At 66.9% G+C, this 13,158-nt stretch carries 11 protein-coding genes; 3 read left to right on the top strand and 8 right to left on the bottom strand.

The features are described from left to right. The 4 genes from ectB to IG65_RS0101885 form a co-directional block, all read right to left on the bottom strand. Entirely contained in the window at positions 1-1,263 is a 1,263-nt protein-coding gene (gene ectB, locus IG65_RS0101900) for a diaminobutyrate--2-oxoglutarate transaminase (protein WP_030513044.1), read from the bottom strand. Between the two features lie 12 nt (positions 1,264-1,275). Continuing rightward, positions 1,276-1,725, bottom strand: coding sequence for a diaminobutyrate acetyltransferase (ectA, locus tag IG65_RS0101895; RefSeq protein ID WP_063065010.1), 450 nt, complete (start codon positions 1,723-1,725; stop codon positions 1,276-1,278). A 169-nt stretch (positions 1,726-1,894) separates the two neighbouring features. Further along, positions 1,895-2,878 carry a HAMP domain-containing sensor histidine kinase gene (locus IG65_RS0101890; protein WP_051755123.1) on the bottom strand — a complete coding sequence of 328 codons (984 nt, stop codon included), beginning with the start codon at positions 2,876-2,878 and terminating at the stop codon, positions 1,895-1,897. 40 nt (positions 2,879-2,918) lie between these two features. Next, complete coding sequence (locus IG65_RS0101885; RefSeq protein WP_030513041.1) at positions 2,919-3,629, bottom strand: response regulator transcription factor; 711 nt, start codon at positions 3,627-3,629, stop codon at positions 2,919-2,921. A gap of 356 nt (positions 3,630-3,985) precedes the next feature. Here IG65_RS0101885 and IG65_RS0101880 point away from each other — a divergent pair, with 356 nt between their 5' ends. Further along, on the top strand, positions 3,986-5,218 hold the full coding sequence (locus tag IG65_RS0101880; RefSeq protein WP_030513040.1) for an Ig-like domain-containing protein: 1,233 nt from the start codon (positions 3,986-3,988) through the stop codon (positions 5,216-5,218). A 51-nt stretch (positions 5,219-5,269) separates the two neighbouring features. Here IG65_RS0101880 and IG65_RS0101875 read toward each other — a convergent pair whose 3' ends face one another. The 4 genes from IG65_RS0101875 to kdpF are packed head-to-tail and all read right to left on the bottom strand — an operon-like array spanning position 5,270 to position 10,107. Beyond that, entirely contained in the window at positions 5,270-6,178 is a 909-nt protein-coding gene (locus tag IG65_RS0101875) for a potassium-transporting ATPase subunit C (RefSeq protein WP_030513039.1), read from the bottom strand. 16 nt (positions 6,179-6,194) lie between these two features. Beyond that, complete coding sequence (kdpB, locus tag IG65_RS0101870; RefSeq protein ID WP_030513038.1) at positions 6,195-8,348, bottom strand: potassium-transporting ATPase subunit KdpB; 2,154 nt, start codon at positions 8,346-8,348, stop codon at positions 6,195-6,197. A 1-nt stretch (position 8,349) separates the two neighbouring features. Next, positions 8,350-10,020 (bottom strand): potassium-transporting ATPase subunit KdpA, encoded by a 1,671-nt coding sequence (gene kdpA, locus IG65_RS0101865; protein WP_030513037.1) that lies wholly within the window; start codon positions 10,018-10,020, stop codon positions 8,350-8,352. Further along, positions 10,021-10,107: a K(+)-transporting ATPase subunit F gene (gene kdpF / locus IG65_RS37540; RefSeq protein WP_104363013.1), complete on the bottom strand. Its 87-nt coding sequence runs from the start codon at positions 10,105-10,107 to the stop codon at positions 10,021-10,023. Between the two features lie 373 nt (positions 10,108-10,480). Here kdpF and IG65_RS37535 point away from each other — a divergent pair, with 373 nt between their 5' ends. Both IG65_RS37535 and IG65_RS0101850 read left to right on the top strand, forming a co-directional pair. Continuing rightward, the gene (locus tag IG65_RS37535; RefSeq protein ID WP_156055458.1) at positions 10,481-10,627 is read left to right on the top strand and encodes a hypothetical protein; all 147 of its coding nucleotides are present in this window, start codon (positions 10,481-10,483) and stop codon (positions 10,625-10,627) included. Then, the gene (locus IG65_RS0101850; protein ID WP_030513035.1) at positions 10,624-13,146 is read left to right on the top strand and encodes a sensor histidine kinase KdpD; all 2,523 of its coding nucleotides are present in this window, start codon (positions 10,624-10,626) and stop codon (positions 13,144-13,146) included. Before IG65_RS37535 ends, IG65_RS0101850 begins: the two co-directional genes overlap by 4 nt. Positions 13,147-13,158 lie beyond the last annotated feature (12 nt).

The raw sequence follows: 13,158 nt of genomic DNA, 5'->3' as shown, positions 1-13,158 counted from the left end.
TCAGTTGCCTCCTCGGGCCATGTCGACCGCCCGGTCCAGGATGCCCAGGCCATGGTCGAGTTCGTCGTCGGTAATGGTCAGCGGCGGCAGCAGCTTGACCACCTGGTCTTCGGCGCCGGAGGTCTCCACCAGCAGGCCCTCCTCGAAGGCGATGCTGCTGACCTTGCCCGCCTCCGAGGCGTCGTCGAACACCAGTCCCTGCACCAGCCCGCGTCCGCGGGTCGAGACACCCTCGAAGTTCTCCGAGAGCGCCTCGAACGACTTTCGGATCTTCTCGCCCTTGGCGGCGGTGGAGGCCTCGAGACGGTCGTCGGTCCAGTAGTGCTCGAGCGCCACGCGGGCGGTCACGAACGCCGGGTTGTTGCCGCGGAAGGTGCCGTTGTGCTCACCGGGCGCCCACTGGTCCAACTCGCGCTTCATCAGCACCAGCGCCAGCGGCAGGCCGTAGCCGCCGATCGACTTCGACAGCGTGACGATGTCCGGGGTGATGCCGGCGATCTCGAAGGAGAAGAACGGACCGGTACGGCCGCAGCCCATCTGGACGTCGTCGACGATGAGCAGAATTCCGCGCGCGGCGCACAGCTCCGACAGGTGCCGAAGCCACTGCGCCCGAGCGACGTTCACGCCGCCCTCGCCCTGCACGGTTTCCACGATCACCGCCGCGGGCTTGTCCACACCGGAGGAATTGTCATCGAGGACCCGCTCCATCCATGCCAGATCGTCGGTGCCGTCCAGATACCCGTCGTAGGGCATCGGATTCACGTGATTCAACGGTACTCCGGCGCCCGCGCGCTTGGTCGCGTTACCGGTCACCGAGAGCGCACCGAGGGTCATACCGTGGAATGCGTTGGTGAAATTCAGAATCGACGTGCGGCCGGTCACCTTGCGGGCCAGTTTCAGCGCCGATTCCACCGCGTTCGCACCGGTGGGGCCGGGGAACTGGACCTTGTAATCGAGGCCGCGCGGATCCAGCAGAACCTTGTTGATCGTCTCCAGCAATTCACGCTTCGCGACGGTCGACATATCGAGTCCGTGCGTAATTCCGTCACGGGCGATGTAATCGATCAATGCTTCTTTGAGAACGGGATTGTTGTGCCCGTAGTTGAGCGCTCCGGCGCCCGCGAAGAAATCGAGGTAATCACGTCCGCTACCGTCGCGCAGCCAAGCGCCGGAGGCGGTGTCGAACAGCGTGGGCCAGGAACGGCAATATCCACGGACATTCGATTCGAGCGATTCGAAAACGGTCATCTCAGCGGTGGTCATCGATGATCCTTCCTATCGTTTTGCGTCACCCTGCAGTGGCGCGATCCGGTACAGGTCCTCTGATTCGTGCCCGTCCGGAAAATCTTCTGGCTCGAACAACGTCTCTCGCGTCATTTCCGCGTCACGGCGCCGGGCCAGTGACGCGAACATTGCCAGCGAGGCTTCGTTGTCCGGCGAAACGGTTGTCTCCAACTTCGAAACACCTTGGTCGGCAACGTCTTCGACGAGCCGATCCAGCATTGCTACGCCCACTCCGCGGCCGCGGAAGGCGTGATCGACGGCTACCTGCCAGATGAACAGTGTGTCCGGCGATTCCGGGCGCAGATATCCGGTGACGAATCCTGCTATCTCCGAGTCGATTTCGGCCACGACGGTGGTCGAGGCGAAGTCACGACTCCAGAGCAGATACGCGTAACTCGAATTGGCGTCGAGCACTTGGGAATCCACTGCGATTCGCCACATCCGCGCTCCGTCGTCCACCCGCGGCCGACGAATCAGCGTCTGGGTCGAAACGTTCCGACGGCCGTTCCGCTCGTCGGTTGCCGGAGAACTGAACGACATACTCCGCGTTCGGGTCTGCATCACCTCTTCAGAATTGCCCGCGAACGTTGAGGTCTATCGTGCGACTACTTTACGGTTGTGTTACAGAAGTATGATCGGTGAATTTCGTCACGGTGGGCAACCACACCATGAATCGCGCCCCGCCGCCGGGACGGTCGTCACATTTCACGCGGCCGCCGTGGGCGGCCACGGTTTCGGCCACCAAAGCCAATCCGATGCCGGTGCCCGACCGTTTCCCGCGGCGGACGGTCACGAATCTTTCGAAGATGCGTTGCCGATCCTGCGGGGCGACTCCCGGACCGGCGTCGTCGACCGTGATCACCATTTCGTCGCCGGCGCGCGCGACGCCCACCGCGATCACTCCGCCACCGTGCCGTTGCGCATTCTCGAGCAAATTCACCAGGGCACGCTCGAGTTCGAGCTTTCGCCCGGTCACGGTTCCGTCGTCGGCGACGGTCAGCAGTTCCGGTGAATAATGCATTTCCGCGAGGGTGTGGGTGAGCAGTTCGCGCACCGACAGCGGTTCGGCGTCGGCGCCGTGCATGCGCGCCTCGGCCCGGGCCAGCGCCAGCAGATCGTCGAGCAGTCTGCGCAGATGGTCGAGTTCGGCGCGGACCAGCTCCAGCGCCCGCCGCGACCGTTCCGGCAGTTGATCCTCGTAGCGCGACATCACTCCGACGCTGGTGGTGAGCGTGGTCAGCGGGGTGCGAAGTTCGTGGCTCACGTCACCGACCAGCCGGCGTTCGCGATCGATGCGGTTCTGCAGCGAGTCGACCATGGTGTTGAACGCGTCCACGGTCGGGGCGAGATCGGGATCGTCGGTATCGGGCAACCGGGTGCCGAGCTCACCGGAGGCGATCTTGGCCGCTGTGCCGGTGACCTGGCGCAACGGTTCCAGCAAACGGTGTGACAGCCAGATTCCGAAGATCGCGCCGATCACGGTGCCGCCGAGCGCGCAGGCCAGTGCGGTGCCCCATCCGCCGCCGTCGATCCTCGCGATCAGCACCGCCAGCAACGCCGAGACCAGGCCCGTGACGGTGAAAGCGACGATCACGCGACCGCGCAGAATCTGGCGGCGGGGCAGGCGCGGAAATCTAGCGCTGCACATCGAGGCGGTAGCCGAGCCCGCGCACGGTTACCACGATCGCCGGCTCCGACGGGTCGCGCTCGATCTTGGTCCGCAGCCGCCGGACGTGCACGTCCACGATCCGCTCGTCACCGAAGAACCCACGGTCCCAGACCCTTTCGAGCAGAACGCTGCGCGACAGCACCCGCCCGGGAGTCTCGGCCAGTTCGCACAGCAGCCGGAATTCGGTGAGGGTGAGGTGCAACTCCTCGTCGCCGCGGTGCACGGTGCCGCCGTCGGCCGAAAGCACCAGCGGCGCTTCGGGATAGGCGTCGAGCACGACCTCCTGCGGGGCCGGCGGCTCCACGGTTTGCTGGGCGCGGCGGCGCAGCGCCCGCATCCGGGCGGTGATCTCCTTGATCTCGAACGGCTTGGTGACGAAGTCGTCGGCGCCGGCCTCCAGGGCGGCCACCACGTCGTGAGTGTCGTCACGCGCGCTGACCACGATGATCGGCACGTCGTGATCGCGACGAATCTCACGAATACAGGTGAATCCGTCCATCTCCCCCAGCATCAGATCCACGATCATCACATCCGGTGCGCCGTTGTCACGCAGATGTTCGAGCGCATCCTCGGCCTCCTCGGCCTCGGCGACGTCGTAGCCCTCGTCCTCCATGGCCAGCCGCAGCGCACTGCGGACCCGGTCGTCGTCCTCTACGATCATCAAATTTGCACTCATCGTCACACCTCGTCCAGCTGCGCGTCATCGGAGCGTGGTTCCCCGACCCGTCCGTTCCTCAGCAGTGCGAGCGGCCGCGCAGCCTGTGGTCTCGCACCGTTCTCTCATAACCACACATCCCTAACAGACATCGGTGGCGGACCACACGACGCCGGGCACGCCGGTCGATCGGTCACTGAGCGCCCACTGGGCACACAACAGTAACTGGAGTACCCGGCGCGACGATGCGTAAACACGGGGCAACACCACCGAGGTGCAAGCACCTGAAAAAGCCCCGTAAACTACGTACCGAGACAGTAAGGCGATTGGTGCGCTGCGGGGGCTTGCCCAGGCGCACGGCTAACGCAGGAGACACCATGTCCACTCGCCGCTGCCGATTCAGTGTTGCGCTCGGGGTTATCGCCCTGGTGACGACGCTGATGGCCGCGTGCTCGTCATCCCCGGATCCCGCGTCGAATCCGACGCGGGGCACCCCGGGGCCCGCCGCGCCGGCCATTGCGATGGTCCCGGCCACGGGTAGTGCCGACGTCGATCCGCTCGGCACCATCGAGGTGAGCGCAACCGACGGCATCCTCACGGATGTGACGTTGACCAACGAAGAAGGCAAACAGGTCGACGGCACGCTCAATCCGGAGCGGACCGCGTGGAAACCGAAGGTTCCGCTCGGCTACGGGCACAACTACACCATGACCGCCAAGGGCATCACCGTCACCGGACCCAGCGGTCCGATGACGTCGTCGTTCACCACGCTCACTCCCAGCAACCAGGTCAAGGCGTATCTGACCACCACCGGCGGACAGCCGCTGGCCGAGGGCGGAACCTACGGTGTGGGCACGGTCATCGTCGCCCACTTCGACGAGGCGGTCGGTGACCGTGCGGCGGCCGAGAAGCGGCTCTCTGTCACGACCGAACCGCAGGTCCAGGGTTCGTGGTACTGGCTCGACGACAAGAACGCGCACTGGCGCCCGCAGCAGTACTGGCAGCCCGGCACCAAGGTCACCGTCGCGGCGAACATCTTCGGCGCGCAGTTGGGTCCCGGCCTGTTCGGCCAGGAGGACTCCAAGACCAGCTTCACCATCGGCGACTCGCACGTCTCCATCGCCGACGACAACACCCATGAAGTGCAGGTGTTCGAGAACGGCAAACTGATCCGCACCATGCCCACCTCGATGGGCCGCGGCGGCAGCGAGCAGGTCGGCGGCAAGACGATCTACTTCAACACCCCCGCGGGCATCTACACGGTGATGGGCAAGGGCAATCCGGTGATCATGGATTCCTCCAGCTACGGCCTGCCGGTGAACTCGCGCCTGGGTTACAAGGAGGCGATCGGCTGGGCCACCCAGATCAGTGGCGACGGGATCTACCTGCACCAGCTCGACTCCACGGTCTGGGCGCAGGGCAATACCGATACCTCGCACGGATGTCTGAACCTGAACCTCGACAACGCTCGCTGGTTCTACAACTTCGCGGTTCCGGGTGACGTGGTCGAGGTCCGCAACACCAGCGGCCCGCCGCTGCCGTCGTGGAACAACGGGGACTGGATCGTGCCGTGGGATCAGTGGGTGGCCGGCAGCGCGCTGCACTCCTGATCGCCACCGGCCCCGATCGCCACGGCACGTCGTGTTCGCGGGCGCCGAGCCTCAGCGCCGCACCGGATAGCGCTGGTCCAGCTCGAGATTCAGGCCGAGGACGTCGACCCTGGGCTCTCCCAGGAAGCCCAGGTCCCGACCGTCGGAATGTGCCGCCACCACAGCGGCGACCTGTTCGGCCGTGATACCCCGCGCTGCCGCCACCCGCGCGCTCTGGATCTGCGCGTAGCGCGGTGAGATGTGCGGATCCAGCCCGGACCCCGACGCGGTGACCGCGTCGGAGGGCACCGGGGTATCGGCCGGCGCATCACCGCGGACGGGGACGATCAGCCCGGCCGAATAGTCCGTTCCGGGCTCGGCACAGTCCACCCGGACCCCGCGGTAGGCGTCCTGGAACGGCGTCGCCGGGCACGCCTCGTTCACGCTGACGACCTTCGTGGGGGCGGTGACCTGCCCGTGGCTGTCGCGGGGGCCGAAGACCGCCAGCACCGCACCGACCCCGCCGGGTGTGCAGAACGGTCGCGCCCCGGAAACGCCCTCGCGCTCGCCGACCTGTTTGCTGCGCGTGCAGACCGTGGTCAGCAAACCGGTCTTCGTCTGCGACGGGTCGGCGGCCAGGGTGTCGACGACGTCCTCGGGACCTTTGTTGCCGAAGCCGGTGTTGGTGGGGTCGTAGCCGTCGGGGCGGCTGCCGTCGGCCGGGGCGGAATTCGACGGGCGGGTCTGGAAGTACTGCGGCAGCGCCGTGCCGTTGCCGTCGGTGAACGCCTGACCGATGAGGCTGCTGCCCACCAGCTTCCCGTCGCGGTGGACGAGCGAACCCTCGGCCCGGTTGTGCAGGCCCGGCAACTGCGCGACCGCGAAAACGGCCAGCGGATAGGCGATTCCGGTGATCACCGTCAGCACGAGCAGCGCCCGCACGGCGGCCAGATGCTGACGGAACCAGGTGGTGTATCGCATCGAGAACGAAGGCATATCAGGACATCCCAGGCAGGAATCGGACGACAAGGTCGATGAGTTTGATGCCGATGAACGGGGCGACGATGCCGCCCGCCCCGTAGATGGCGAGATTGCGGCTGAGCAGTTTCGACGCACTCGAGGGGCGATAGTCGACGCCGCGCAGAGCCAGCGGGATCAGCGCCACGATGACGATCGCGTTGAAGATCACCGCGGACAGGATCGCCGACTGCGGACTGTGCAACCGCATCACGTTGAGCACATCCAGACCGGGGAACAACGCCACGAACAGTGCGGGAATGATCGCGAAGTACTTGGCGATGTCGTTGGCGATGGAGAAGGTCGTCAGCGCGCCCCTGGTGATCAGCAACTGTTTGCCGATCTCGACGATCTCGATCAACTTGGTCGGATCCGAATCCAGATCGACCATGTTGCCGGCTTCCTTGGCCGCCGACGTTCCGGTGTTCATCGCGACGCCGACATCGGCCTGCGCCAGCGCCGGAGCGTCGTTGGTGCCGTCGCCGGTCATGGCGACCAGGCGCCCGCCGGCCTGTTCGTTCTTGATCAGCGCCAGCTTGTCCTCGGGAGTGGCCTCGGCCAGGAAGTCGTCGACTCCGGCCTCGTCTGCGATCGCCTTGGCGGTCAGCGGGTTGTCGCCGGTGATCATCACGGTGCGAATCCCCATGCGGCGCATCTCGTCGAAGCGCTCCCGCATGCCCTGTTTCACCACATCCTTCAGATGGACCACACCCAGCAGCCGGGCTTTCCCGTCGAGCAATTCGCCGACCACCAGCGGTGTGCCGCCGGAGGCGGAGATGCCGTCCACGGTCCGCCCGACGTCCTCCGGCACCGAACCACCATGGACCCGAACCCATTCCGTGACCGCACTCGCGGCGCCCTTGCGCAACTGATGTCCATCCCGCAGGTCCACGCCCGACATCCGGGTCTGGGCGGTGAACTCCACCCAGTTCGCGCCCGCGAGCTCACCAGGGGTGCGTTCGCGTTTGCCGTATGCGGATTTCGCGAACACCACGATCGAGCGGCCCTCGGGTGTTTCGTCGGCAAGGCTGGAAAGCTGTGCGGCGTCGGCCATCTCGTCCTCGGTGACGCCCGGCATGGCGACGAAGCTCGACGCCTGCCGGTTGCCGAGGGTGATGGTGCCGGTCTTGTCGAGCAGCAGCGTGTTCACATCGCCGGCGGCCTCGACCGCGCGACCCGACATCGCCAGCACATTGCGCTGAACGAGGCGGTCCATGCCCGCGATGCCGATCGCCGACAGCAATGCGCCGATCGTCGTGGGAATCAGGCAGACCAGCAGCGACACCATGACGATGCCGGTGATGCCGTGCGCGTTCAGCGCCGCGCTGTCGCCGACCCCCGGATTGTTCGCCTTGGAGAAGATCGCCGGCGCCTGCAACGTCACGACCGCGAACACGAAGATGATCGTCAACGCGGCCAGCAGGATGTTCAGCGCGATCTCGTTGGGTGTCCTCTGCCGGCTGGCGCCCTCGACCAGCGCGATCATCTTGTCGATGAAACTGCCGCCCGGCTCCTGGGTGATCTCGACGACGATGCGGTCCGAGAGCACGGTGGTACCGCCGGTGACCGCGGACCGGTCCCCGCCGGATTCGCGGATCACCGGCGCGGATTCGCCGGTGATCGCCGATTCGTCGACCGAGGCGATGCCCTCGACGACGTCGCCGTCACCCGGCACCACCTGCCCGGCCTCGACCACGACATAGTCGCCGCGCCGCAGTTCGGGTGCGGGAACCCGTTCCTCGACCGGCGCCTCGGCGCCCGGATGCCAGTTCACCAACCGCCGGGCGACGGTGTCGGTCTTGGCTTTTCGCAGCGTATCGGCCTGTGCCTTACCGCGGCCCTCGGCGACGGCCTCGGCCAGGTTGGCGAAGATCACCGTCAGCCACAGCCAGATCACGATCGCCCACGCGAAGACCGTGGGGTGGGCGACGGCGAGGATCGTGGACCACAGGGCGCCGATCTCCACGATCAGCATCACCGGAGTGCGCCACAGCGTGCGCGGATCCAGTTTGCGCAGGGCCTCGGGCAGCGACCGCGCCGGCAGCGCCGGATCGAACATGCCCCGAGACTTCCTGCGCGAGGAAGGTTCGGCGCCGCGCGAGGTTGCCACGGAATCGGTTGTCGGAGCGGTCATGTCAGTGGATTCCTTCGGCGAGCGGCCCGAGCGCCAGCATGGGCAGAAAGGTCAGGGCGACCAGGATCAGCGTCACGCCGGCGACCATGCCGACGAACTGCGGCCGGTGCGTCGGCAACGTGCCGATCGATTCGGGCGTATGCCCCTGGCCGGCCAGCGATCCGGCCAGCGCGAGCACCAGGATGATGGGAACGAATCGGCCGAACACCATCGCCAGGCCGAGGGCGGTATTCCACCAGACGGTGTTGCCGCTGAGCCCGGCGAAGGCCGAGCCGTTGTTGTTGGCGGCCGAGGTGAAGGCGTAGAGCACCTCCGACAGGCCGTGCGGACCGGAATTCGCCATGGCCGCGCGCTCGCCCGGCAACGCCATCGCGATCGCGGTGCCCACCAGCGCGATCAGCGGTGTGATCAGGAAATACGATGCGGCGAACTTGATTTCGCGCGGGGTGATCTTCTTGCCGAGATATTCCGGTGTGCGCCCGACCATCAGCCCGGCGACGAACACGGTGATCACCGCCAGGATCAGCATCCCGTACAGACCCGATCCGACACCGCCGGGCGCGACCTCGCCCAGCTGCATGTTCACCATGGTCATCATGCCGCCGAGGCTGGTGTAGGAATCGTGGGCGGAGTCGACGGCACCGGTGGAGGTCAGCGTCGTGGACCCGGCGAAGGTCGCGGAATCGGCTACGCCGAACCGTGTTTCGACGCCCTCGAGCGCCGAGCCGACCGCCGTCGGCACGGTGCCGTGATGGCGCAACTGCAGGAAGTTGGTCAGCGTCACGCTGATCAGCGCGAGCACGCCCATCACCGACGCGATCGCAAAACCCTGCTTGGTGCTGCCCACCATGCGGCCGAAGGTCCGCGGCAGCGAGAAGGCGATCAGCAGGATCAGGAAGATCTCGACCCAGTTGGTCCAGGCCGTCGGGTTTTCGAACGGGTGCGCGGAGTTGACGTTGAAGAAGCCGCCACCGTTGGTGCCCAGCTCCTTGATGCTTTCCTGCGAGGCGACCGGGCCGCCCGGAATCGTCTGCGTCGCACCGGTGATCGTCTGCGCGACCTGGTCGTGCAGGTGGAAGTTCTGGATCGCGCCACCGGCGATGAGCACGACCGCGAACACGAACGCGATGGGCAGCAGGATCCGGAGGGTGCCGCGCACGAGATCGACCCAGAAGTTGCCGAGGTCGCCGGTGTGGCGGCGAGCGAACCCGCGCACCAGCGCGACCGCGACCGCCATCCCGACCGCGGCCGAGACGAAGTTCTGCACGGCCAGGCCCGCCATCTGGACCAGATGCCCCTGCGTCGACTCACCGGCGTAGTTCTGCCAGTTGGTGTTGGTGACGAAGCTGATCGCGGTATTCCACGCCAGCGCCGCGGTCATCTCGGTCCCGGGCTCGTGCAGATGCAACGGCAGGTGGCCCTGGATCAGCTGCAGGAAGAACAGCGCCAAGACGCTCACCGCGGAGAAGGCCAGCACGCTGCGGGCGTAGACGCCCCAGGTCTGCTCCACTCCGGGCTGGACCCCGATGGCGCGATAGAGGATGCGTTCGGCGCGCGAGTGTTTCGTGCCCGAATACACCCGGTACATGTAGTCGCCGAGCGGGATGTGGACCGCCGCGAGCGCGATGATCAGGGTCGCCACGAAGACGACCCCGGCAGTGGTTGTGCTCACCTAGAACCTTTCCGGGAACAGCAGCGCCGCGATCATGTAGACGGCGACGCCGAGCGCCAGGATCAGACCGACGATGTTCTCGATCACAGCCGTTCCACCCCCCGTTGGAGCAGGCCGAGCAGGGCGAAGATCGCCACGGTCACGACGGTGAACACCGCGACAGACATAAGTGCAAACCTCTCTGTTGACGGCATCCGGAGCGGATGCGCCGCCAGAGAGTCAAGCGTCTCGAACGGTCCGTTCTCGACGGCCTTGACGGCTTCTTAGCGGCGCGGACGACGGCTTTGACGAGGTGCTTACGTCCCTCCGGCGTCCGCGAACGCGCCGTCAAAGTCGGCACCGGCCCCGTCAAGAAAGCGTCAAGATCGGCGAAGGATCACCCGCGCAGGTGCACAGTGTGTTGTCCGGTTCGCCCAGTCGACCGGCACATCGGCAATCACCGGGTCGTGAGGAGAAGACAGTGCCGGATTTCGCGGTCGCGGCGATGGTGATCATCGTCTTCGTCAGCTGCGCGCTGGGTTTGCGCGTGGCCGGCGGGCGCACCACCCGGGTCGTCCGGGTTTCGCGCCGTCCACGTCGTCCGAATCGCGCGATGATGGACCTGTGAAGCGCGGACAACTACGCATCTACCTCGGGGCCGCGCCCGGCGTGGGAAAGACCTACGCGATGCTCGGCGAGGCGCATCGGCGGCTCAGCCGTGGCCGCGACGTGGTCGCCGCGGTGGTGGAGACCCACGGCCGCAGCAAGACCGCGGAACTGCTCGAGGGCATCGAGCGGATACCGCCGGCGATGCGCACCTACCGCGGCACGACCCTGCCCGAGCTGGATCTCGACGCGGTGCTGCGGCGGGCGCCGGCCGTGGCCCTGGTGGACGAACTCGCGCATACGAACGTGCCGGGATCGAAGAACGAGAAGCGCTGGCAGGACGTCCACGAACTGCTCGACGCCGGTATCGATGTCGTCTCCACGGTCAACGTTCAGCATCTGGACAGCCTCAACGACGTCGTCGAGCAGATCACCGGCGTGGTGCAACGCGAAACCGTCCCGGATTGGGTGGTACGCGGCGCCGACCAGGTCGAATTGGTCGACATCACCCCGGAGGCGTTGCGGCGCAGGCTTTCTCACGGCAACGTCTACACCGCCGACAAGGTCGACGCGGCGTTGCGCAACTACTTCCGGCCGGGCAACCTCACCGCGCTGCGCGAGCTGGCCCTGTTGTGGCTGGCCGATCAGGTCGATGCCGCGCTGGCCAAATACCGCGCCGACCACAAGATCACCGCGACCTGGGAGGCGCGCGAACGCGTGGTCGTCGCGGTGACCGGCGGGCCGGAATCGGAGACGATCGTGCGGCGCGCGAGCCGCATCGCCACCAAATCCAGTGCCGAGCTGATCGTCGTGCACGTGGTGCGCGGCGACGGGCTGGCCGGAGTGTCGGCGCAACGGCTGCACCGGTTGCGCGAGCTCGCCGCCGGACTCGGTTCCAGCCTGCACACGGTGACCGGCGAGAACGTCCCCAACGCCCTGCTGGATTTCGCCCGGCAGGTCAACGCCACCCAGCTGGTGGTGGGCACCTCCCGGCGCTCGCGGTGGGCACGGATTCTCGATCAGGGCATCGGCGCGACCGTGGTGCAGCGCTCGGGAACGATCGACGTCCACATGGTCACCCACGAGGAGGCGCAACGGGGACTGCGCTGGTCGGCCCTGCTGCGGCAGCAGCGACCGACCGTGTCGTGGCTGGCCGCGCTGGTCGTGCCCACCCTGATCACCCTGGTCTGCTATCTGTGGCTGGATTCGCGACTGGATCTGGCCGGTGAGAGCGCGATGTACTTCATCGGCGTGATCGCGGTCGCGCTGCTGGGCGGTGTCGCGCCGGCCGCACTGTCGGCGGTGCTGGGCGGGTTGCTGCTGAACTGGTTCTTCACCACCCCACGCCACAGCCTCACCATTGCCGAACCCAACAATTTCCTCACCATCGTCGTGATGGCGGGGGTCGCCGTGGCGGTCGCGGCGCTGGTCGACATCTCGGCCAATCGCACCCGCGAGGCACGCACGGCCTCGCGCGAAGCCGAGTTGCTGACCCTGTTCGCCGGCGCGATCCTGCACGGCGCCGACCTGCCCGATCTGCTCGAGCGCGCCCGCGAGATCTACCGTCAGCGGGCGGTGAGTTTCGTCAGCGACGCCGAGGTGATCGCCTGCGTCGGTGACGATCCGGCGCGCACACCCGGCGCCGCCGATACCGCGATCGGAGCCGGCGACGAGGAACACTGGCTGCTGCTCAGCGGGCGCGCGCTGACACCCGGGGACCGCCGGGTGCTCGCTGCGGTGGCCGGGCAGGCGGCCGGGCTCGTGCGCCAGCGTGAACTCGCAGACCAGGCCCAGGCGGCCGCCGGTGTGATGGCGGCCGACCGGCTGCGCCGCGCGCTGCTGTCGGCGGTCAGCCACGATCTGCGCACGCCGCTGGCGGCGGCCAAGGCGGCGGTATCGAGTCTGCGCAGCGAGGACGTGCAGTTCTCCCCCGCCGATACCGCCGAATTGCTGGAAACCATCGAGGAATCCACCGATCAGCTCACCGCGCTCGTCGGCAATCTGCTCGACTCCTCGCGGCTCGCGGCCGGCGCGGTGGAACCGAACCTCAAACAGGTCTACCTGGAGGAGGTGGTCAACCGCGCGGTCGTCGGCGTCGGGATGGGGACCCGCGGCGTGCGGCAGGCGGCGATGGACCGGGTGAAGGTCGAGGTCGGCGAGGTGTCGGTCTATGCCGACAGCGGCCTGCTGGAACGGGTGCTGGCCAATCTGATCGACAACGCGCTGCGCTACTCGGCGCCGGCCGGAACGGCGGTCCCCGACACACCGGTGCGGGTTGGCGCCGAACGCGACGGCGGCCGGGTATCCATCACAGTGGTCGACTACGGTCCGGGCGTTCCGACCGGACTAGAGGACCAGATGTTCGAGCCGTTCCAGCGATTGGGCGACCGCGACAATTCGACCGGTGTGGGCCTGGGCCTGTCGGTGGTCCGCGGATTCGTCGAGGCGATGGGCGGGACCGTACACGCCGAACCGACGCCGGGAGGTGGGCTGACCATGGTGATCGAGTTGCCGGCAGAAGAGACACAGGAGGCGTCGTGAGCGACACTGCGC

Source organism: Nocardia sp. NRRL WC-3656 (genome assembly GCF_000720265.1).
Lineage (GTDB): Bacteria > Actinomycetota > Actinomycetes > Mycobacteriales > Mycobacteriaceae > Nocardia > Nocardia nova.
This window is presented reverse-complemented; position numbering and strand designations above follow the sequence as displayed.